Annotated in this window: 20 protein-coding genes; 10 read left to right on the top strand and 10 right to left on the bottom strand. The window is 57.0% G+C overall.

Going from position 1 to position 21,655, the window contains the following annotated elements:
* Positions 1-19: 19 nt before the first annotated feature.
* The 4 genes from ACN1CO_RS00985 (at position 20) to ACN1CO_RS00970 (ending at position 3,149) form a co-directional block, all read left to right on the top strand.
* On the top strand, positions 20-796 hold the full coding sequence (locus tag ACN1CO_RS00985; protein WP_419137004.1) for an SDR family oxidoreductase: 777 nt from the start codon (positions 20-22) through the stop codon (positions 794-796).
* 76 nt (positions 797-872) lie between these two features.
* Positions 873-1,730 carry a co-chaperone YbbN gene (locus ACN1CO_RS00980; protein ID WP_419137002.1) on the top strand — a complete coding sequence of 286 codons (858 nt, stop codon included), beginning with the start codon at positions 873-875 and terminating at the stop codon, positions 1,728-1,730.
* A gap of 58 nt (positions 1,731-1,788) precedes the next feature.
* Positions 1,789-2,703 carry an SPFH domain-containing protein gene (locus tag ACN1CO_RS00975; RefSeq protein WP_419137000.1) on the top strand — a complete coding sequence of 305 codons (915 nt, stop codon included), beginning with the start codon at positions 1,789-1,791 and terminating at the stop codon, positions 2,701-2,703.
* Positions 2,703-3,149 (top strand): NfeD family protein, encoded by a 447-nt coding sequence (locus tag ACN1CO_RS00970; RefSeq protein WP_419136998.1) that lies wholly within the window; start codon positions 2,703-2,705, stop codon positions 3,147-3,149. Before ACN1CO_RS00975 ends, ACN1CO_RS00970 begins: the two co-directional genes overlap by 1 nt.
* On the opposite strand, the gene cueR is transcribed toward ACN1CO_RS00970, so the two are convergent.
* A complete protein-coding gene (gene cueR / locus ACN1CO_RS00965; RefSeq protein ID WP_419136996.1) occupies positions 3,137-3,541 on the bottom strand; it encodes a Cu(I)-responsive transcriptional regulator in 405 nt (134 codons plus the stop codon). The genes ACN1CO_RS00970 and cueR overlap by 13 nt on opposite strands.
* A 97-nt stretch (positions 3,542-3,638) precedes the next feature.
* Between cueR and copA the strand changes: the two genes are divergently transcribed.
* From copA to ybaK, 3 genes are all read left to right on the top strand, one after another.
* The gene (gene copA, locus ACN1CO_RS00960; RefSeq protein ID WP_419136994.1) at positions 3,639-6,152 is read left to right on the top strand and encodes a copper-exporting P-type ATPase CopA; all 2,514 of its coding nucleotides are present in this window, start codon (positions 3,639-3,641) and stop codon (positions 6,150-6,152) included.
* Positions 6,153-6,223: 71 nt separating this feature from the next.
* Positions 6,224-7,027: a TraB/GumN family protein gene (locus ACN1CO_RS00955; RefSeq protein ID WP_419136992.1), complete on the top strand. Its 804-nt coding sequence runs from the start codon at positions 6,224-6,226 to the stop codon at positions 7,025-7,027.
* Between the two features lie 172 nt (positions 7,028-7,199).
* Positions 7,200-7,679 (top strand): Cys-tRNA(Pro)/Cys-tRNA(Cys) deacylase YbaK, encoded by a 480-nt coding sequence (gene ybaK / locus ACN1CO_RS00950; protein ID WP_419136990.1) that lies wholly within the window; start codon positions 7,200-7,202, stop codon positions 7,677-7,679.
* Here ybaK and ACN1CO_RS00945 read toward each other — a convergent pair.
* On the bottom strand, positions 7,676-8,545 hold the full coding sequence (locus tag ACN1CO_RS00945; protein ID WP_419136988.1) for a LysR family transcriptional regulator: 870 nt from the start codon (positions 8,543-8,545) through the stop codon (positions 7,676-7,678). The two genes, ybaK and ACN1CO_RS00945, sit on opposite strands and share 4 nt — an antisense overlap.
* Positions 8,546-8,634: 89 nt before the next feature.
* On the opposite strand from ACN1CO_RS00945, the gene ACN1CO_RS00940 reads away from it, so the two are divergent.
* Positions 8,635-9,066, top strand: coding sequence for a multidrug/biocide efflux PACE transporter (locus tag ACN1CO_RS00940; protein WP_419136986.1), 432 nt, complete (start codon positions 8,635-8,637; stop codon positions 9,064-9,066).
* Positions 9,067-9,100: 34 nt separating this feature from the next.
* Here the strand turns inward: ACN1CO_RS00940 and ushA are convergent, their stop codons facing one another.
* On the bottom strand, positions 9,101-10,816 hold the full coding sequence (gene ushA, locus ACN1CO_RS00935) for a bifunctional UDP-sugar hydrolase/5'-nucleotidase UshA (protein WP_419138947.1): 1,716 nt from the start codon (positions 10,814-10,816) through the stop codon (positions 9,101-9,103).
* 581 nt (positions 10,817-11,397) lie between these two features.
* Between ushA and ybaL the strand changes: the two genes are divergently transcribed.
* Complete coding sequence (gene ybaL / locus ACN1CO_RS00930; RefSeq protein ID WP_419136984.1) at positions 11,398-13,092, top strand: YbaL family putative K(+) efflux transporter; 1,695 nt, start codon at positions 11,398-11,400, stop codon at positions 13,090-13,092.
* A 223-nt stretch (positions 13,093-13,315) separates the two neighbouring features.
* On the opposite strand, the gene ACN1CO_RS00925 is transcribed toward ybaL, so the two are convergent.
* From ACN1CO_RS00925 to ACN1CO_RS00910, 4 genes are all read right to left on the bottom strand, one after another.
* Positions 13,316-14,617 carry an inosine/guanosine kinase gene (locus ACN1CO_RS00925; protein ID WP_419136982.1) on the bottom strand — a complete coding sequence of 434 codons (1,302 nt, stop codon included), beginning with the start codon at positions 14,615-14,617 and terminating at the stop codon, positions 13,316-13,318.
* A 57-nt stretch (positions 14,618-14,674) separates the two neighbouring features.
* Positions 14,675-15,634 carry a ferrochelatase gene (gene hemH / locus ACN1CO_RS00920; RefSeq protein WP_090963183.1) on the bottom strand — a complete coding sequence of 320 codons (960 nt, stop codon included), beginning with the start codon at positions 15,632-15,634 and terminating at the stop codon, positions 14,675-14,677.
* Positions 15,635-15,747: 113 nt separating this feature from the next.
* Positions 15,748-16,392: an adenylate kinase gene (gene adk / locus ACN1CO_RS00915; protein WP_419136980.1), complete on the bottom strand. Its 645-nt coding sequence runs from the start codon at positions 16,390-16,392 to the stop codon at positions 15,748-15,750.
* Positions 16,393-16,497: 105 nt separating this feature from the next.
* On the bottom strand, positions 16,498-17,382 hold the full coding sequence (locus ACN1CO_RS00910; RefSeq protein ID WP_419136978.1) for a DUF6024 family protein: 885 nt from the start codon (positions 17,380-17,382) through the stop codon (positions 16,498-16,500).
* Between the two features lie 187 nt (positions 17,383-17,569).
* Here ACN1CO_RS00910 and ACN1CO_RS00905 point away from each other — a divergent pair, with 187 nt between their 5' ends.
* Positions 17,570-18,439, top strand: coding sequence for a LysR substrate-binding domain-containing protein (locus ACN1CO_RS00905; protein WP_419136976.1), 870 nt, complete (start codon positions 17,570-17,572; stop codon positions 18,437-18,439).
* Positions 18,440-18,710: 271 nt separating this feature from the next.
* On the opposite strand, the gene htpG is transcribed toward ACN1CO_RS00905, so the two are convergent.
* The 3 genes from htpG to ACN1CO_RS00890 all read right to left on the bottom strand — a co-directional run bounded on the left by htpG (position 18,711) and on the right by ACN1CO_RS00890 (position 21,620).
* Positions 18,711-20,585: a molecular chaperone HtpG gene (gene htpG / locus ACN1CO_RS00900; protein WP_419136974.1), complete on the bottom strand. Its 1,875-nt coding sequence runs from the start codon at positions 20,583-20,585 to the stop codon at positions 18,711-18,713.
* A 97-nt stretch (positions 20,586-20,682) separates the two neighbouring features.
* Complete coding sequence (recR, locus tag ACN1CO_RS00895; RefSeq protein ID WP_013357024.1) at positions 20,683-21,288, bottom strand: recombination mediator RecR; 606 nt, start codon at positions 21,286-21,288, stop codon at positions 20,683-20,685.
* Complete coding sequence (locus ACN1CO_RS00890; protein WP_003850423.1) at positions 21,288-21,620, bottom strand: YbaB/EbfC family nucleoid-associated protein; 333 nt, start codon at positions 21,618-21,620, stop codon at positions 21,288-21,290. The genes recR and ACN1CO_RS00890 overlap by 1 nt, the downstream gene beginning before the upstream one ends.
* Positions 21,621-21,655: the final 35 nt, after the last annotated feature.

The following is a 21,655-nucleotide window of genomic DNA, read 5'->3' as shown; positions in this document are numbered from 1 at the left end:
GCGCAAATAGGGTAAAGAAATGCAAAAAAACATTCTGATTACAGGTTGTTCCAGCGGTATTGGCCTGGTCGCCGCGCACGATTTGCTGGCGCGGGGCTACCGGGTGATCGCCGCCTGCCGCAAAGCCGACGATGTTGCGCGCATGAATACGCTGGGTTTTATCGGGCTACAGCTCGATCTCGACGATCCGCAGAGCGTGGATCAGGCGGCGGATGCGGTACTCGCACTCTGCGATAACCGTCTGGCCGCGCTGTTTAACAACGCCGGATTTGGCCTCTATGGTCCGCTGCATACCCTCTCCCGTCAGCAGCTGGAGCAGCAGTTTTCCAGCAACTTTTTCGGCGTCCACCAGCTGACGTTGCGGCTGTTACCCGCGCTGCAGGCTAACGGCGATGGCCGCATTGTTAACACCAGTTCGGTACTGGGCCTGATCTCCACGCCAGGCCGGGGCGCCTACGCCGCCAGTAAATATGCGCTGGAAGCCTGGAGCGATGCGCTGCGGCTGGAAGTGCGCAGCCGCGGCATCCGGGTCAGCCTGATTGAGCCAGGGCCGATTGAGACCCGCTTTACTGACAATGTGTCGCAGGGCGAACAGCATAACCCGGTACGTAACCCCGGCATCGCGGCGCGCTTTACCCTGCCAGCGGAAGCCATTCTGCCTAAACTTCGTCATGCACTCGAGAGTAAATATCCACGTTTACGCTATCCGGTGACGCTGGTCGCACACGTGATGAGCCTGCTTAAACGGTTGCTGCCAGGCTGGATGCTGGATCGCATTTTGCGCAGCCATCAGTAAGGCCTGCGCAATAGCGCTTGAAGCCGGGCCAGTTGGCCCCATATTCTTAGAACACTTTTTGCAAAGAGACTTATCCATGTCACCACAAGCTTCTATCATCGACATCAACGAATCTAACCTGCAGCAGACCCTTGAGCAGTCGATGCAGCTGCCGGTGCTGTTCTACTTCTGGTCTGAGCGCAGCCAGCACTGTCTGGAGCTGACGCCGGTGCTGGAGCGTCTGGCGCAGGAGTACGCGGGTCAGTTTATTCTCGCAAAACTGGATTGCGACAAAGAGCAAAGAGTCGCGTCGCAGTTTGGTCTGCGTTCCATCCCGACCGTCTACCTGTTCCAGGATGGTCAGCCGGTTGACGGCTTCCAGGGACCACAGCCGGAAGAAGCAATCCGCGCCCTGCTGGAAAAAGTGCTGCCGCGCGAAGAAGAGCTGAAAGCGCAGCAGGCGATGGCCCTGATGCAGGAAGATAAACCGCTGGAGGCGCTGCCGCTGTTAAAAGATGCGTGGCAGCTGAGCAACCAGTCCAGTGAAATTGGTTTCCTGCTGGCCGAGGTGCTGATTACTCTGAACCGCAGCGATGAAGCGGAAGCAGTGCTGAAAGTGGTGCCCCTGCAGGATCAGGATACCCGCTATCAGAGCCTGATGGCGCAGATCGATCTGCTCAAACAGGCTGCGGATACACCGGAGATTCAGCAGCTGCAATCTGAGCTGGAAGCGGACCCGACTAACGCCGGGCTGGCTGCTAAACTTGCGTTACAGCTGCATCAGGTGGGCCGTAATGAAGAAGCCCTGGAGCTGCTGTTCAGCTTCCTGAAATCCGATCTTAATGCCGCTGATGGCCAGGCGCGTAAAATGCTGCAGGAGATTCTGGCGGCGCTGGGTACCGGTGATGCACTGGCTGCGCGCTATCGTCGCCAGCTCTATTCCCTGCTGTACTAAACAGCAGCACCACGGGCCGAAGCGACTCGGCCCGTTCATCTGACAATGCGGAGGTTGTATGATAACTGTAATTCCTGCCCTGATTATTCTGGCACTGGTGGCGGTCTGGGCGACCGTGAAGATCGTGCCACAAGGTTTTCAATGGACGGTTGAGCGCTTTGGCCGTTATACCCGCACCCTGCAGCCAGGATTGAGCCTGGTGGTGCCATTCATGGATCGCGTCGGTCGTAAGATCAACATGATGGAACAGGTACTGGATATTCCCTCGCAGGAGATCATCTCTAAAGACAACGCCAACGTCACCATTGATGCGGTCTGCTTTATTCAGGTCGTTGATCCCGCGCGTGCCGCCTATGAGGTCAGTAATCTTGAGCAGGCGATCCTGAACCTCACCATGACCAATATGCGTACCGTGCTTGGCAGCATGGAGCTGGACGAAATGCTGTCACAGCGCGACAGCATTAACACCCGCCTGCTGCATATCGTAGATGAAGCGACCAACCCGTGGGGCGTCAAGATTACCCGTATCGAGATTCGCGATGTGCGTCCGCCGCAGGAGCTGATCGGTGCGATGAATGCGCAGATGAAAGCAGAGCGAACTAAGCGTGCTGATATTCTGACGGCCGAAGGCGTGCGACAGGCGGCGATCCTGCGGGCTGAAGGGGATAAGCAGTCGCAGATCCTCAAAGCGGAAGGCGAACGGACTTCGGCGTTCCTGCAGGCAGAAGCGCGTGAGCGTCAGGCTGAAGCGGAAGCTAACGCCACCAAAATGGTCTCGGAAGCGATCGCGGCAGGTGACATTCAGGCGATCAACTACTTCGTGGCGCAGAAGTACACCGATGCACTGCAAAAAATCGGTGAAGGCAACAACACGAAAGTGGTGATGATGCCGCTTGAGGCGAGCAGTCTGCTGGGTTCGATCGCGGGTATCGGTGAACTGCTGAAGGAATCACGCACTGAGTCAAAACGCTGATGCTGGTCGACATTATCGCTCACCCGCACTGGTTCTGGCTGACGCTGGGTGGATTACTGCTGGCGGCTGAGATGCTGGGCACCAGCGGTTATCTGCTGTGGAGCGGGCTGGCGGCGGTCATCGTCGGCCTGATTGAGTGGTTTGTACCGGTAAGCTGGACGGTGCAGGGTTCCCTGTTTGCCGCCATGACGCTGGTTTGCGTCTTTTTGTGGTATCGCTGGATGCTGCATCGTGAAGTGCGTCAGAGACCGAATGCCCTGAATCAGCGCGGCAACCAGATGATCGGATTGCAGCTGACGCTGGATACCGCGCTGCATAATCGCACCGGGCACATACGCATCGGGGATAGCAGCTGGCGGGTAGAGGCGGATCGGGATCTACCTGCAGGCACGCCGGTCGTGGTGGTCGGCATTGAGGGAATCACTCTGCGTATTCAGCCACGCTGACCGCAGCATCCGGCCAGATTGTTGATGATCGGACATTCAGCGCTGTCATCGCCGGGACAGGCATCCGCCAGCGCCAACAGACGAGCACGCATGGCGTGCAGCTCTTCAATGTGCGCCGCAATTTCATCGGCTTTCTGCAGGGTGCGGGCTTTGACATCGGCACTGTGGCGCGACGGATTATTGAACAGCGCCACCAGCTCACGGCACTCATCCAGCGTAAAACCCACCTGCCGCGCCTGACGTAACAGGTTCAGCTCATCAAGATGGTGGCCGTTATAACTGCGGTAACCATTTTCACTGCGCAACGGCGGTGTCACCACCCCCTTCTCTTCGTAGAAACGGATTGCCTTGCTGGTCAGCCCGGTCTTTTTCGCCACATCGCTGATGTTCATTTTCGTCCCCTTGACCTTCCCCTTGATGGAAGGTTTATGCTTAAGCATGAATCGAAAGTGACCAATCGGTCAAATGGGATTACAAGAGGAGTTGATTATGTCACACACCATTTCCCTGGCTCTGGACGGCTTGTCCTGCGGCCACTGTGTCAAACGCGTCAAAGAAGCACTGGAACAGCGCGACGACGTTGACCAGGCCGAAGTGACCCAACAGGAGGCCCAGGTTTCCGGTCATGCCGATGCAGCCGCACTGATCGCCACCGTCGAGCAGGCGGGCTATCACGCCACGCTGAAAACAGCCAACGCCTCCCCAAAGTCTGAACCGTTGACAGCATCGGAGCCGCCGCCGGAGGCGCTGACAACGGAGACCGCGTCTTATCCGGCAGAAAAAACATTATCTACACATATGCTGCTGATTGAGGGCATGACCTGCGCCAGCTGCGTAAGTCGTGTAGAAAAAGCGCTGCAGCAGGTTGCAGGCGTCAGCCAGGCGCGGGTCAATCTCGGCGAACGCAGTGCGCTGGTGCTGGGCGATGCCGATCCGCAGCAGCTGGTGGCTGCCGTCGATGCCGCCGGTTACGGCGCGCAGGTGGTGGATGACGAGCAGGAGCGACGTGAGAAGCAGCAGCTCAGTGCCCGCAGCGCGATGCGGCGTTTCAGCTGGCAGGCGGCTGTCGCCTTAGCGTTTGGCGTGCCGCTGATGATCTGGGGCATGGTGGGCGACAACATGATGCTCACCGACAGCAACCACATCACCTGGCTGACGCTGGGCGTTGTGACCCTGCTGATCATGATCGTGACCGGCAGCCATTTCTATCGCAGCGCCTGGCGCAGTCTGCGTAATGGCAGTGCCACCATGGATACCCTGGTGGCGCTCGGCACAGGCGCGGCCTGGATTTACTCCTTTAGCGTGGTGCTGTGGCCTGAATTTTTCCCGCCGCAGGCCCGTCACCTCTATTTCGAAGCCAGCGTCATGATCCTGGGATTGATCAATCTCGGCCATGCGCTGGAGCAGCGGGCGCGTCAACGATCGTCAAAGGCGCTGGAACGACTGCTTGATCTGACACCAGCCCTGGCGCGGCTGGTCGATCAACAGGGTGACCGGCTGATCCCGGTCAGCGACGTCCAGCCCGGCATGACGCTGCGCCTGGTCACGGGCGATCGGGTGCCGGTCGATGGCGAAATCGCCACGGGTGAAGCCTGGTTTGATGAAGCGATGCTGACCGGCGAAGCGGTGCCGCAAAGCAAAAATCCGGGTGCGGCGATCTTCGCAGGCACCCTGGTGCAGGACGGCTCAGTAGAATTTATCGCCCGGGCGACCGGAAATCACACCACCCTGTCGCGCATTATCCGGCTGGTACGTCAGGCGCAGAGCAGCAAACCCGATGTGGGCCGCCTGGCCGATCGCATCTCCGCCGTTTTTGTTCCAGTGGTGGTGTTGATTGCGCTGCTCAGCGGGGCGGTGTGGTATCTGTTCGGGCCACAGCCTCAGATTGCTTACATGCTGGTGATCGCGACAACCGTCCTGATTATCGCCTGCCCCTGTGCGCTGGGACTGGCGACGCCGATGTCGATTATTGCCGGTGTTGGCCGTGCCGCCGAGCTGGGCGTACTGGTGCGCGACGCCGATGCGCTGCAGCGCGCCAGCCAGATCGACACGCTGGTGTTTGATAAAACCGGCACCCTGACAGCCGGAAAGCCACAGGTCAGTGAGGTGCTGGTCTGGGGTGAGGCCAGCCGTGAATCCGTGTTAGCGACCGCTGCCGCGCTGGAATTCGCCTCGGGTCATCCGCTGGCAAAAGCGATTGTCGCCGAAGCAAAACTGACGCAACCGCCTGTGTTAGCGCAATTTCGTACAATACGCGGCAAAGGGGTCAGCGGTAGTCTGGATGGCAGAACGCTGCTGCTGGGTAACGCCGCGCTGTTGCAGGACAATGGCGTCGATTACCGGGCGGCAGAAGCAGAGATTGCGCGCCTGACGCAGCAGGGTGCAACGCCAGTGTTACTGGCTGAGCAGGGCCAGTTAACCGGATTAATTGCGCTGCGCGACCCGCTGCGACCGGAAAGCATCGATGCTCTTAAGCGACTGCATCAGCAGGGTTATCGGCTGATTATGCTGACCGGCGACCATGAAAATACCGCGCGAGCCATTGCTGCCGAGGCTGGCATTGATGAAGTGATAGCGGGCGTGCTGCCGGAAGGCAAAGCGGCTGCTATTGAACAGTTACAGCAGCAGGGGCGCCGCGTCGCAATGGTGGGTGATGGCATCAATGACGCGCCCGCACTGGCGCAGGCCGATGTGGGTATTGCCATGGGTGGCGGCAGTGATGTGGCAGTAGAAACCGCAGGCATTACGCTGATGCGCGCCGACCTCAACAGCGTGGCGGATGCGTTAGCGCTCTCCTCCGCGACGCTGCGCAATATCCGGCAGAACCTGTTTGGCGCCTTTATCTATAACAGTATCGGCATTCCGGTCGCCGCAGGTGTTCTTTATCCGCTGACCGGCACCCTGCTCAGCCCGATTGTGGCCGGTGCGGCGATGGCGCTGTCATCCATTACCGTGGTCAGCAATGCTAACCGCCTGCTGCGTTACCGGCCGCCGCGCCAGTAATCGCCGTTTCAGCGCTGTTTTTCATTCTCTGAAGTCGCTAGCATGGGGTTTTGAATCGCAAAGGACCGGGAATGACAGGCAACGTTTGGCGCTCACTGCGCGGCTTTATCAGCCAGCTTTTTCCCGCCAGTTATCGCTGGCCTGCGATGGATGTCCGGCTTGGCGATCGTCAGCTGCATCTGGTAGGCAGCATCCACATGGGAACGCGCGACATGCAGCCGTTGCCCGCTCGCCTGCTGCGTCAGTTACAACAGGCGGATGCGCTGATTGTGGAAGCCGATATTACGCAGGGTGGCTCACCCTTCGATCACCGTGGCGATCGCCCTGCGCTCGCTACGCGGCTGGAGAGCTGCGCGATGCAAACGCTCACCGCGCTGTGTCAGGAGATGAGCCTCAACCTCAGCCTGTTCGACAATCTGCCCGCCTGGCAGGTGGCGCTGATGTTACAGGCACAGCAGGCGCAACGGCTGGGGTTACGGCCTGACTACGGCATCGACTATCAGCTGTTACAGGCAGCGAAAGGCTTTAATAAACCGGTGATTGAACTGGAAGGCGCAGAAGCGCAGATCGCTCTGCTGACTGCGCTTCCGGATGACGGCATCGCGCTGTTACAGGATACGCTGCTGCACTGGCACACCAATGCACGGCTGTTGCAGATGATGGTGAGCTGGTGGCTCGATACGCCACCACGCCAGCCGGAAATCACCCTGCCCGCCACCTTCAGTCAGGCGCTGAATGATACGTTGATCGGTCAGCGTAATGCGCAGTGGTGCGACAGGTTACAGGGGTTAGCGGCGGGTAACTACGTGGTGGCGGTCGGTGCGTTGCATCTTTATGGCGAAGATAACCTGCCTGAGATGCTGAGGAAGCCCTGAAAAAAAGAGAGCCGATAATGTTATCGGCCCGTCAAAGAGGAATTTGATTATGATTTTGGTTATCGCCAGCAATCAGATGGCTGGCGCGCGGCCAATTTTACTTAAAGAACAAAATTTCGCCACCTTTTTCCATGATTCCGCGTAATAAGATTTTTCTTAGTAAGGAACCTGTATGACGCCCGCCGTAAAATTGCTGGAAAAACAGAAAGTCAGCTTCATCCTGCATCCCTATGAGCATGACAGTAACGAAACCCATTTCGGTGAAGAAGCGGTTCGTAAACTTAATCTGGATGCGCGCCAGGTCTATAAAACGCTACTGGTGGCGTTGAATGGCGAGGCGAAACAGCTGGCGGTGGCGATTACGCCGGTATCAACGCAGCTGGATCTCAAGAAGGTGGCGAAAGCGCTGGGCGCGAAGAAAGCAGATATGGCCGATCCGCAGCTGGCACAGCGGGTTACCGGCTATCTGGTGGGCGGCATTAGTCCGCTGGGGCAGAAAAAGCGTCTGCCCACAGTGATCGACCACTCTGCCAGCGCGTTTAATGCGATGTTTATCTCTGGCGGCAAGCGTGGACTGGACATCGAACTGGCCCCGCAGGATCTTTCACGGCTACTCAACGCACCGTTTGCGGATATCGCCCGCCACGACTAAACCCGCGGCTGGGCGCAAAGCTGATCGATCATCCAGCGACCTGCCGGACCGGGCGGCGTGCGTCGCGACCAGACCACCTCAACAGCGATATGCTGCGGCCAGCCCGGCATCGACAGCTCTTTCAGGACGTCATGTCCAAACTGCTTCACCAGCCAGCGCGGCAGAACCGTCCAGCCAAACCCCTGCTCCGCCATCTCCAGCAGCAATAAATAGGTGGGTGCCGACCAGATGCGCCCCATTGGCGCAGGTTCAGAGGCTTCAACCCAGGTGTTTAATCGCAGATATCGAACCCCTTCCAGCTCGCTTTCGCTAACGGTATTAAGCTGTGCCAGCGGATGATCGCGATGCAAAAAAACTGCCATCTGCGCTTCAACCTGTAATCTCGCCACCGCGATATCCACCGGCAGATTAGGCTGCGCCCGCACCACGCCCAGATGGACCCGCCCGGCCTGCAGCAGATCCAGCACATCACCATCCTCGGCAATCATGACCTCCAGTTCTATCTCCGGATAACGGGCATCAAATTGCCTGAGCAGATGCTCGTGATGATCGGTTTGCCAGAAGTCGGACATGGCAAAACTGAGTCGGGGTTCAACGCCCTGCGACAGACGTATCGCCAGCGCATCCAGCCGTTCACTGGCGGCGAGGATTTGCTGAACCTGAGGGATAACGCGACGTCCCTGCTCGGTCAGGATCGGCTGACGACCGGCCCGATCAAACAGCATAAAGCCGAGATCGTCTTCTAAATTTGCCACCGCCGCGCTGATAGTGGACTGGCTTTTACCCAGCGCGCGCGCCGCCGCAGAGAAAGACCCGCTCGCCACGGTCTGCATAAAAGCCTCAAGGGATTCCGGGGAGTAACGCATCTGAACCATCGCTTTTTTCGATAGGTGTTCATTTTATCTTAGCATTCTGACGTGTGAAAATGCGCCGCATTATTCAAGGAGAATTAACAATGCGTACCCGCTCAATTAAAGAACGTATTCTTCATGCTGTCTGTTTTGAAACGCTGGCGATTCTGACCGTTTCGCCACTGGCGGCATGGGTCATGGATAAGCCGCTGTTTCAGATGGGATCGCTGGCGATTATGCTCTCAACGGTCGCGATGCTATGGAACATGATTTACAACAGCGGATTTGACCGGCTCCATCCGCCGGGCCAGAAACGCGGAGCGGGCGTGCGTGTATTACATGCGCTGGGATTTGAAGGCGGGTTTATCCTGATTGGTCTGCCGATTGCGGCCTGGATGCTGGATATCTCCCTGTGGCAGGCATTGCTGGTCGAAGTGGCCTTTTTCCTCTTCTTCCTGCCCTACACCATGACCTACAACTGGGTGTGGGACAAACTGCGCGAGCGCTGGATCAGACGTCACCCTTGCCGGGCGTAGGAAAAACGGGAGGCGCAAGCGCCTCCCGTTTAGTTCAATGCGTGCGGGCTGTTTCGTTTCCCCACGGCCAGATCCACGCCAGAATCATTTTTGGATAATTACGCTTCCGCGCTTTTTCCGCTGCTTTATCCCGCGCTTTAATCTGCTCATCCGTCAGATGCACGATATGCCCTTTCGGCTCATAGTCGCTGGCTTTGACCGGCGAATGCGCCTTGATGAAGTCACGCAGCACCTGCGCATCGACGGCTCCGCTGTTGACGTATCCGGCGTGATTATCCAGACGCGGATAACCGTCGCCACCCGCCGCATTGAAGCTGTTGGTCGCCATGCGATAACGCTGCGTGTCCTGCAGCGGTTTACCGTTAATGCTAACGTTGCTGACCTGCTTACCGTCTGTGGTCAGGCTGATGTTGACAAACTGAGCGTAGCCGCCTGAGTCAGGCTGAATATTGGCGACGACATCCAGATATTTTTTGATCTCCGCGCCGGTCAGGCTGACCGAAACCACCTGGTTGCCAAACGGCTGAACCTGCAACAGGTCACGCCAGCTCAGCTTGCCCGCTTTCAGCGAGGTACGGATTCCGCCACCGCTCATCACCGCAAAATCGGCTTTGGTGTGCGCCATCTGGGCGCGCAGAATCAGCTGGCCAAGATTCGTCTGCTCAAAGCGAACCTGCTCTTTTTCACCGCTGAAGTTGCCGTCGGCGCTGCCGACATTCACGGTTAACTTCGCCTCAGCGCGTTTCTGGAACGGCATCAGCAGCTTCATCATGGCGGTGTTTTTCGGGATCTCTTCCTGCCAGGTCAGCCAGGTTTCGCTGCCATCCGCATTCTTTATCTTGTGTTTGAGGTTAACCGGCACCAGCTGATAAGCCTCCAGTGTCACCTGACCATTGCGGAAGGTGAAGTCGCCGCGTCCGACATATTTGCCCCATTTATCCGCCTGCATGATCCAGATGCCGTTCTGCTGATCGGGTTTGCAGGGCTGACCGGGCTGATAATTATTGACGCTGACGTTCTCTTTTTCCATGCAGACCGCATCATGCGAATGACCGCCGACAATCAGATCGATGGTGCCGGCAGGCAGGCTGCGCGCCAGGGTGACATCATCAATGCCGTTGCTGCCATGCTTACCGTCATCATAGTGGCCAAGATGGGTCAGCGCGACAATGACGTCCGGCTTCTCAGTGGCGCGCAGTTCGGCTACCGCCTTTTCCGTCTCCGCGATCGGATCGCGGAACTCGGTATCTGTCAGTCCGGCCGGATTAGCCAGTTTTGCGGTGTCCGGGGTGATCAGTCCGACCACGGCGATTTTGAGTCCGAGACGATTGAATACCGCCCAGGGTTTAAACATGCGCTTACCGGTACTTTTCTGGTAAACGTTGGCGGCCAGCAGCGGGAAGCGCGCCCACTTCTCCTGCTTGCGCAGGACCGCGATCGGCTTGTCGAACTCATGATTGCCCAGCGCCATCGCATCGTAGCCAATCAGGTTCATCGCGCGAAAATCGGGTTCAGCGTCCAGCTCGTCGGACTCCGGCACGCCCGTATTCACATCGCCCGCAGAGAGAATCAATGCGCCACCGCCATGGGCCTGCACATCGTAACGCATGGTATCTATCAGGGTTTTCTGCGCGGCCAGACCATATTCACCCTGTTCATTAAACCAGAAGTGACCATGCTCATCATTAGTGTGCAGCAGGCTGAAACGATAGGTGCGATCGGCCTGAGCAGCCTGTGAAAACAGCGGCATCAGGGCCACCAGTAGCGCCACCCCTGCCCCTGTCCATTTAGAAAACAACACTGTGATTCTCCTTAATTTGCCGTCTGGCCAGATTTTCTGCCGCTTTGCCCCACTGTGTCGCACATTCCCCCGGCGAACTCAAGGCCCATGCACATCCGCGCGGCTTATAATCCACCTCTTTTTATCTCTGGTCCGCCTTTGCTGACCGTGATGCTAACTGCCAGACGACGCCAGCACCGCGCCTGATTCTGCGGATCTGGCAGAGGCATGCAGTAAACCATGTTGTTAAGCAGTTGTTTGCTCCTGCAAAAGTGCCGCTGGCAGGCTTTACCCACTCTATCGGCGTATTTACCCCTCATTCGTGCCACACCTGGGTCATTTACTGAGGCTAAATTTTATTTATCCGACCCGGTTTAAAGCGTCAAATCAGCCAATATTATGGATAATGAACAAAAACACCCTTTCAATTGCGCATTTGACTTTTTTTCGCGGTTTTTTGAGGTATTCCCGCAAATTGCTCAGCGAAAGAATAGATTTTGTTTTAAACTCATTTGTTACAAGCGGATACATTTGTATACAAGGAGACAGGCATGCATCACACCACACCGTTGATCACTACCATCGTCGGAGCACTGGTTCTGGCATTTCTCCTTGGGATGCTTGCCCACCGCCTGCGTATCTCCCCGCTGGTAGGTTACCTGCTTGCAGGCGTTCTGGCGGGTCCCTTTACCCCCGGCTTTGTTGCTGATACCAATCTGGCCCCTGAACTGGCAGAACTCGGCGTTATCCTGCTGATGTTCGGTGTCGGCCTGCACTTCTCAATGAAAGATCTGATGTCGGTAAAGTCGATAGCCATTCCCGGTGCCATCGCGCAGATCGCGGTCGCGACGTTACTGGGAATGGGATTGTCGTGGACGCTGGGGTGGCCGTGGATGACCGGCCTGGTGTTTGGTCTCTGCCTCTCTACCGCCAGTACCGTGGTGTTACTGCGTGCGTTAGAGGAGCGACAGCTGATTGATAGCCAACGCGGGCAGATTGCGATTGGCTGGCTGATTGTCGAAGATCTGGTGATGGTGCTGACGCTGGTGCTGCTGCCTGCGATTGCCGGCATGATGGAACAGGGCAACGCCAGCGCCGGACTGCTGGCCTGGGATCTGCTGTGGACCATCGGCAAAGTCGCCGCCTTTATGGTGCTGATGATGGTGGTGGGACGCCGTGCCGTACCCTGGATCCTCGCCCGCAGCGCCGCCACCGGCTCACGCGAGCTGTTTACGCTGGCGGTGTTAGCGCTGGCGCTGGGTATCGCCTTTGGTGCGGTTGAATTTTTTGATGTGTCGTTTGCGCTAGGGGCCTTCTTCGCCGGTATGGTGCTGAACGAGTCTGAACTGAGCCACCGAGCTGCGCGCGATACCCTGCCGCTGCGCGATGCCTTTGCCGTGCTGTTCTTTGTCTCCGTCGGCATGCTGTTTGACCCGTCGATTCTGGTGACGCAGCCGCTGGCGGTGCTGGGCGCGCTGGTGATTATTGTGGTCGGCAAGTCGATGGCCGCCTGGCTGCTGGTGTCGCTTCTCGGCCATTCGCGTCGTACGGCTCTGACCATTTCGGTCAGCCTGGCGCAGATTGGTGAGTTTGCCTTCATTCTGGCCGGTCTGGGCATCTCGCTGGGCCTGCTGAATGATGAGGGCCGCAATCTGGTGCTGGCCGCCGCCATCCTGTCGATTATGCTTAACCCAATTCTGTTTACTCTGCTTGAGCGTTTCCTGGCGAAAACAGAGACGATGGAAGAGCAGACGCTGGAAGAAGCGATTGAAGAAGAGAAGCAGATCCCGGTGGACTTCTGCAATCACGCCGTGATTGTGGGCTACGGCCGGGTTGGCAGTCTGATTGGTCAGAAGCTTCTTGAGGCTAATGTGCCGCTGGTGGTGGTTGAAAACTCCCGCACGCGGGTTGAAGCGCTGCGCGAGCAGGGCATCAAAGCGGTGCTGGGAAATGCGGCTCGCGCGGATACCATGGAACTGGCACGACTCGACTGCGCACGCTGGCTGTTACTGACCATCCCGAATGGCTATGAAGCGGGTGAAGTGGTGACGGCGGCGCGTGAAAAACATAAGAATATAGAGATTATCGCCCGCGCCCACTATGACGATGAAGTGGAGTACATCATGGAGCGGGGTGCCACCCGCGTCGTGATGGGTGAGCGTGAGATTGCCAGCAGTATGCTGCAAATCCTGCAGGATGAAATGACGCAGGGCGAAGATTTACAGCCCTGCGATGTTGTGCGCTGATTAAGTCTGGCCCGTATAGCTGTGATATTGAGACGGCACAGGGAACAGGGTCAGATCGGAAAGACGCAAAAGCCGTCATCCATGACACGCTCGGCCCGCGCCGTCCTGGCGCGGGACGCTTTCCTCTTCTGACCCTGCTCCCTGCGCATTGAGCTAATCCATTGCTGTCAGATTCACCCTAATTTAAGTTTGCAAACTGTCTGCCGTCCTGTGGCGACCCGCTTTACCGATCCCAGTAAGACTCTTCCAGACTGTCTTCCCGCTCCGGCAGGCCGCGGGTTAAACGCGGCGAATGCTGATTCAACACCTGATAGCTGACGCGGTTGGCATACTTACACACCTGCGCCAGCGACGAGTAGGTCAGATACGGACGCGCATGTTTGCTGGAGTTCGGCACATTCAGGCTGTGATAGTTGTTGGCGGTGATGTCATGCAGTAACGCCGCCAGCGCACCGTCTCCGGCTCCGTTAGTGTTCATGATCTTTTCCGGGCCGCCCATATAAGGCGCGATGTGCGAGAAAATACGCAGCGGCTGCTGGCAATCCTGCTGGCGCATCACGCGGCTGAACTCATACTGGTTGAACTCAGCAATCGCGCCAGGCAGCAGCGGATGGTTGGTTTTACGTTTGAACTCGTCTTCGGTGTAGCCCGCCATATAAAGCCCAATCGGGCCAGCGGTGCAGAGCACCAGATCCACCCAGTCCAGCGCCATGTTGGAGGCGAGCAGCGGATCGGACTCGCCGGTCAGCGCCAGCGCTTCCTCTTCATTCATCGCTACGATAGTGACATGCTCGCGCAGGAAATCGCGCCAGAACTGAGGATTATCGCCAATCACATGTTTAGTGCCCAGCGTCAGCACCACCGGCACGTTGTGGCGTTTGGCGTACTCAATCGCCCGTAACGTCGCCTGCGGCATCGGTTCACCTTCGACGCAGCGCACCAGATAGGAGGTCAGTACCAGCGCAGAAGCGCCGGCAATCACCTCTTCCGGCACATTATCCGGATGCAGCTGGTTCATCTGGCCGGGGCTGATAGCGAAGGTTCGCTCGCCATGCTCGCCAATCAGCGTAAAGCAGCGGCCAATGGCACCATCGACGCCCTGCAGATAGTTGAGATCGACCCGGCTTGAGGTATTGCAGAGATAGCGATAGGCGTAGCCACCAATCTGGATGTTGTTGCACATCACGCCCAGCAGCACGGAGCGGTCATCGGCCAGTACCGAGAAGTTATGCAGCGTGTTACCGATGGTGCCACCGGCAAACTGATGGGTGATCAGCGCGTCACGCATCAGCTCATTGTACAACGCTTCCGCGACGGCATTATCGATGACCAGCGAGTGCCCGGCGCTCAGGCCATAACGTGCGAGAAAGTCATCATCGACTTTGGCTTCGATATCCACCAGCGTCTGGTCGATACCCACCACCCAGCTGCCTGCATCAACGTCGTGTTGAGCGGGTTGTAACAGGGGATCGCGTGCGCTGACAGGAAAGTAATGTTTGGATTTGCGTTTGCCGGGAAATTTCATCGGGAATGCCGTCTGGAAAAACAGGCGGAGAATGATATCACACTCTCCGCCAGCGCTTTAACGGCGTGCGTCGACCAGTTGCACCATCATGTCGATGTGCGCCTCATCGGCGTTCAGCGCAGGAATATACTCAAACTTCTCACCACCGGCATGCATGAAGATTTCGCAGTTTTCACCACTGATCTCCTCCAGCGTTTCCAGGCAGTCAGACGAGAAGCCCGGGCTCATCACCTGAACATGTTTGATCCCTTTGGCGGGCAGGCTTTCCATGGTTTTGTCGGTGTAAGGCATCAGCCAGGGCTCACGACCAAAACGCGACTGGAAGGTCATCATGTACTGATCGTCTCGCAGGCCCAGCGCTTTGACCAAGGCAGCCGTGGTATCCGCACAGCGCTGCGGATAGTCATCGCCTTCGTTGGCGAAGCGCTGCGGAATGCCGTGGAATGACAACACCAGCAGATCGGGCTGACCGTGCCGCTCAAAGGATCGCTCTACCGTCGCTTTCAGCGCGGCGATATAGCCCGGATGTTCGGCGTAGTCGCGAATAAACTGCACGTCAGGCAATGAACGGTAATCTTTGAAGACGGCGGTCAGGCCATCCCACACCGCGGCCACGGTGGAGCAGGAGAACTGCGGATAGAGCGGCAGCACAATCAGGCGGGTCACGCCCTGCGCCATCAGTTTATCGACTGCGCTTTTCAGGCTGGGATTGCCGTAGCTCATACCCAGTTCGACGGGCATATCGACCCGAGCCGCCAGGGCATCGCGCTGACGCATGCTGTAAACCAGCAGCGGAGAACCGCCTTCCATCCAGACAGAAGCGTAGAGCTTAGAAACGCGCGGCGAACGAAACGGCAGAATGACGGCATTGAGAACCGGCCACCAGAGCCAGCGCGGCGCATCGACCACGCGCGGATCGCTTAAAAACTGTTTCAGATAGCGTTTAACAGCAGGTGTGGTTGGAGCGTCTGGCGTGCCTAAATTAACCAATAACACGCCGGGCTTATCTTGCCTCATTTGAGTTCCTTGATGACAACGGGGATGCGTGAAAACAGGGAAATTGTAGCGGAATTAGTGGGAGGTAAAAGCAATTACTGCAAAAGGGGCCAGTAATACCGGCCCCATTGAGCTTAGCCGAGAATCTTAGCCAGCTCGGCACTCACTTCGGTCACCTTACGGGTGCCGTCGATTTTGTGATAGGCGGTGTTGCCCGCTTCCGCTTCTTTGCTGTAGTAAGCAATCAACGGCGCGGTCATCTGATGGTATTCCACCAGGCGCTTACGCACGGTCTCTTCCTGATCGTCTTTACGTAGGGTCAGCTCTTCGCCTGTCAGATCATCTTTACCTTCCACTTTCGGCGGATTAAAGGTGACGTGATAAACGCGGCCAGAGGGTGCGTGAACGCGACGGCCCACGATACGTTCAACGATCAGTTCGTCCGGTACGGCAAACTCCAGCACGTGATCAACTTTGATCCCGGCTTCTTTCATTGCATCTGCCTGAGGAATGGTGCGCGGGAAACCGTCCAGCAGGAAACCGTTTTTGCAGTCTTCCTGAGTGATACGCTCTTTAACCAGCGCAATCACCAGCTCATCGGTCACCAGTTTGCCAGCATCCATGATGGCTTTCGCCTGGTTGCCCAGCTCGCTGCCTGCTTTAACTGCTGCACGCAACATGTCGCCGGTGGAGATTTGCGGAATGCCGTACTTCTCCATGATGAATTGGGCCTGAGTCCCCTTACCTGCGCCCGGAGCTCCGAGCAGAATAATACGCATTGCGTAAATCCCCTTGCGAATCGCATTGATCTATCTTAGAAGCGGAAGAACATACCATTATGACCCGCTCATCACAAGGAAGGGCGCGGATCGCGCGGGGCGACTTTAGTCGCTTTTTGGCCCTGAGCCCGACCCGGCGAGTCTGCCTGCTGCTTTTTCAGATTTACCGCCTGCGCTGAGCAGGAATTGCAGTCTCCGGCTCAGATGATGCGTCATATTCACGCTTTTTTTGCCGCTGCCGCGCACGTTAGCATTTAGCTGCAGACGCGCCTGTTGTGGCCATTTCACCACATCTTCCGCATCTGACAGCGCTGCGATCAGCGAAGCCGGAACGTTGAAACTGGCGAACGGCAAGCCGGGCTGATGGCAGGAGTTCAGCGGCAGCGGCGCTGACAGGGAAAGCGCATCGACGGTGGCGGCATTGTACGGTCGCCACTCGGAATCGGCGAAGCGGCGCAGTGCATCCTGCGTAGCATTCAGGGTCAGCCCCTGTTCAAACAGCCGCAGTTCGCTGCGCACCAGCGTGCTGAAGTCGTGTGTCCGCAACGCCACCAGCACCAGATCGCTGCAGATCTCAGCGTGGCGATCCAGCCGGGTAACAAACAGATGGGCTTCGTCGATCAGTTTCTGATGCAGCACGCTGGCAAAACTCTCGCTCGCCTCCGTCACTCCCTGATTCTGGCAATCCTGCAACGGACGCACGCGACCATTTGGCAACTCGATATGCGGGACCAGCATGATGCTGCCCGCGATTAGCGGAACCGCGGGCAGGTTGTTGAGCTCGGTGACCGGATAGCGTGAGGCGTAACGATGCTGGTTGCGCGCCTGCTCCTGCCGCAGAAACAGCTGAGAAAGAAGGACCTGCGCCACATGGAGTGAGGGCGCGAAGAAGAGATCGAACTGTTCCAGCCGGTAATAACGAGAGAGCGCCAGGCGTAACCGATGGCGCGCCTCTGCTGATGTTTCAGAGGATAAAGGGCCGTGTGCCATGGTTGTCTCGCTTCGGGGAATATGCGGCGTAAGCGCAGGTTAAGCGAGATGCAATATCCGTGAAAAATCACAGATATAGGGCTGAGTCAACCTGCCATAATTTGCTCTCAGAGTAGGTCAATGCGGCTGGACTTTAAAATGATATAAATTAACAATCTCTGTTAGATTTTTGCACAGGAGAGAGGGGATGAACGGACTGCCGCCACTACGATCGCTGCACTATTTTCACCAGGCAGCCTTGCACAGCAGCTTTAGTGTTGCGGCTGAACATCTGCATGTTACACACAGCGCCATCAGCCATCAGATTCGCCAGCTGGAGAGCTGGATGGGTAAACCGCTATTTGTCCGCAGCAATGGCCGCGTGAAACTGACCGCACACGGTGATCGACTGCTGCTGAGCTGCCAGCAGGCATTCGGTGAGTTACGCAGCAGTTGCGAGTCCATTCGCAGCGGCCTGCTTCAGCAGATCCGGATTTCCTGTCCCCCCAGTTTTTTATCTCAATGGCTGATACCCCGCATCGCCAGCTTTTATCAACGCTATCCGGAGATTGAAGTTCACTTTCTGCCGCTGGCACCGGTCTCGCAACTGCGCAGCGAACATATCGATGTGCTGATCCTCAGTCACGGTGATCCCCCTGAACCCGATATCGACGCGACGCTGGTCAGCGAGGATGAGATTGGGCCGCTTTGCGCGCCGCATTTAGCCTCGCAGTTACGTGTCGGTGAGGATCTGGCAAAGATGACCTTGCTGCATGCAGATACCCGACTGCACGCCTGGTCAGAGTGGGCGGCAAAAACCGGTTTCAGCGGCCGTTTTAAAGGCGGTAAGCATTTTGAAACGCTGACGCTGGGCATTCAGGCTGCGCGAAGTGGTCTTGGCGTTCTGATGGCACCGCGTTTGCTGGTTCGCAAAGAACTGGAGGATGGCACACTGCTTGCGCCGCTGGGTTTTGTCCGCGTCGAGCGGGCGACCTGGATGATGACGAAGCAGAGCCGTCGTCAGGATACGGAGATTAGTGTGTTTCGAGACTGGCTGCGGGATGCCGCACAGCCATAAAAAAGCCGGTGATGATCACCGGCTTGATGCTGCTGATAAACTCAATTCTTTCTACGCTCAATCCTGATCAACACTGAACAGAATCAGACAGACAGCTTCAAACTCAAGCGATGGGAGCATACGCCTGGAGCAAAGCATCGCGGGCCATGGATGGCCCGCGCTGAGCCCGCCAGGGATGGCGGCTTTTGGCGTCTTTGCGAAGGGCGTATGCTCCCTGAGCCAGTGCTGCATTTGCCACTACAGACCGGTGAAAATCACCGGCCTGTAGCCGTTATGCCGTCAGCAGCTGGTTCATGCGGCGAATATACTGGTTAGGATCGTCCAGCGTGCCGCGCTCGGCCAGCAACGCCTGATCCAGCAGCAGCTCAATCCACTCACCGAAGCGTGCTTCATCCTGCGTATCCGCAACACGTTTCACCAGCGGGTGATCCGGGTTGATTTCAAACAGGTACTTCACTTCCGGCACTTCCTGTCCGGCCGCCGCAAACAGCTTCGCCATCTGCGTGGTCATCTCATTGGCATCGGTAGTGACAATCGCTGGCGTGTCGGTCAGACGATGCGTCAGACGCACCTCTTTCACGCGTTCGCCCAGCAGATTTTTCACACGCTCAACAAACGGCTCCAGCGCTTTTTCCGCCTCTTTCTGCTCTTCGGTCTCTTCATCCGCCAGCTTGCTCAGCGACTCATCCGCTTTGCTGACAGACTGGAAGGTTTTACCATCGAACTCGGTGAGGTAGCTCATCATCCATTCGTCAATGCGATCGGAGAGCAGCAGCACCTCAATGCCTTTCTTGCGGAACAGTTCCAGATGCGGGCTGCTCTTCGCGGCGGCATAGCTGTCAGCAGTGATGTAGTAAATCTTCTCCTGACCTTCCACCATGCGACTGACGTAGTCTTCCAGCGAAATGGTCTGTGCTGAACCTTCGCTCTGAGTAGTGGCGAAGCGCAGCAGCTTAGCGATCGTTTCCTGGTTAGCGTTATCTTCGGCCGGGCCTTCTTTCAACACCAGACCGAACTCATTCCAGAAGGTCTGGTATTTCTCGTTGTCTTCTTTAGCCAGTCTTTCCAGCATCTGCAGAGTACGCTTAGTCAGCGCAGTACGCAGGCTCTGGGTCACGCGGCTATCCTGCAGGATCTCACGGGAGACGTTCAGCGGCAGATCGCTGGAATCAATCAGGCCACGCACAAAGCGCAGGTAGTTCGGCATAAACTGCTCAGCGTCATCCATGATAAAGACGCGCTGCACGTAAAGTTTCAGGCCATGCTTCTGATCGCGGTTCCACATATCGAATGGCGCACGCGCCGGAATGTAGAGCAGGCTGGTGTACTCCTGCTTACCTTCCACCCGATTGTGGCTCCAGGCGACCGGGTCGCTGTAGTCATGGGCGATATGCTTGTAGAACTCGTTGTACTCGTCGTCGCTGATCTCAGATTTGTTGCGGGTCCACAGTGCCTGGGCTTTGTTGATCTTCTCCCAGTGCGTTCCCTCGCCCTCTTCATCTTTGCTCTCGATCTCAACCGGCAGCGCGATGTGATCGGAATATTTGCTGATGATGCTGCGAACGCGCCATGCGTCCAGGAACTCATCCTCGCCTTCGCGCAGATGCAGGGTAATCTCAGTACCGCGATCGGCTTTCTCAATCTCCGCCAGGGTATATTCGCCCTCGCCCGCTGATTCCCAGAACACGCCTTCATCGGCTGATGCGCCAGCGGCACGGGTTCGCACCGTGACTTTATCCGCCACAATAAACGCAGAGTAGAAGCCGACACCGAACTGACCGATCAGTTGGCTGTCTTTAGCCTGATCGGAACCAAGGGATTTCAGGAAAGATTTGGTGCCTGATTTGGCGATAGTCCCGAGGTTCTCAATGACTTCATCGCGACGCATACCGATACCGTTATCGCTGAGCGTGAGGGTACGGTTGTCCTTATCAACAGAGAGACGAACGCGCAGCTCGCCATCACCTTCATACAGGCTGGAATCTGACAGGGCGCGGAAGCGCAGTTTATCTGCCGCATCCGAGGCGTTAGAGATCAGCTCACGCAGGAAAATTTCTTTGTTTGAATAGAGAGAATGGATCATCAGGTGCAGAAGTTGTTTTACTTCCGACTGAAAGCCACGGGTCTCTTGTCCTTTCATGGTCATTGCTACCTCAACAAAACAGGTTGAACAAACGTTGATGTTGATGTGGGGATGACGCGGGGATTTTCAAGCCGGAGTCTTTCACAACACCGGCAAGTGATTAAAATTTAAACTTCTGGCGGCCTGCCAGTGAATGGGACAGCGTAGTGCCATCCACCATCTCCAGCTCTCCGCCTACCGGCACGCCGTGCGCGATACGGCTGGCGTCGACGCCATACTGGCCACAAAGCTCAGCAATGTAGTTCGCGGTCGCCTCGCCTTCTACCGTCGGGTTGGTGGCGAGGATCACTTCCTGCAGGGTTTCACTCTCCAGACGCTGCTCCAGACGATCCAGACCGATATCAGCCGGACCGATGCCGTCGAGCGGTGAGAGATGTCCCATCAGCACAAAGTAGCGACCGCCAAACTGGCCGGTTTGCTCAATGGCGTGGATATCTGCCGGACTTTCCACCACGCAAATCTGACCATTCTGCTGACGCCGTGGATTGGCGCAGATGGTACAAATTTCCTGCTCGGTAAAGGTCCGGCAATCGGAACAGTGTCCGATCTCCGACATCGCGCGGGTCAGCGCCTGCGCCAGCCGCATGCCACCGCTGCGATCGCGCTGCAGCAGCTGAAAGGCCATGCGCTGTGCCGACTTCGGCCCAACGCCAGGCAGACAGCGCAGCGACTCCATCAATGATTCAAGCAGTGGACTGGTTTGCATCAGAACGGCATCTTAAAGCCTGGTGGCAGTTGCATGCCTGAGGAGACAGACGCCATCTTCTCTTTCTGGGTTTCATCAATGCGACGTGCCGCATCGTTGAACGCCGCTGCAATCAGATCTTCCAGCATATCTTTGTCATCTTCCAGCAGGCTGGGATCGACTTCCACGCGACGGCAGTTGTGCGCGCCGTTAATGGTGACTTTTACCAGGCCAGCACCCGATTCACCGGTCACTTCAATCGCGGCAATCTCTTCCTGAACCTTGGCCATTTTGTCCTGCATCTGCTGGGCCTGTTTCATCAGGTTGCCCAATCCGCCTTTACCACCAAACATAGTTTTCTCTCTCAGCTAAGGCTACAACGCTATCG

Source organism: Pantoea sp. R13S299, assembly GCF_048515925.1.
Classification (GTDB): Bacteria; Pseudomonadota; Gammaproteobacteria; order Enterobacterales; family Enterobacteriaceae; genus Pantoea.
Note: the sequence above shows the minus strand (reverse complement) of the source record. Positions and strands in the feature narration are given on the sequence as shown.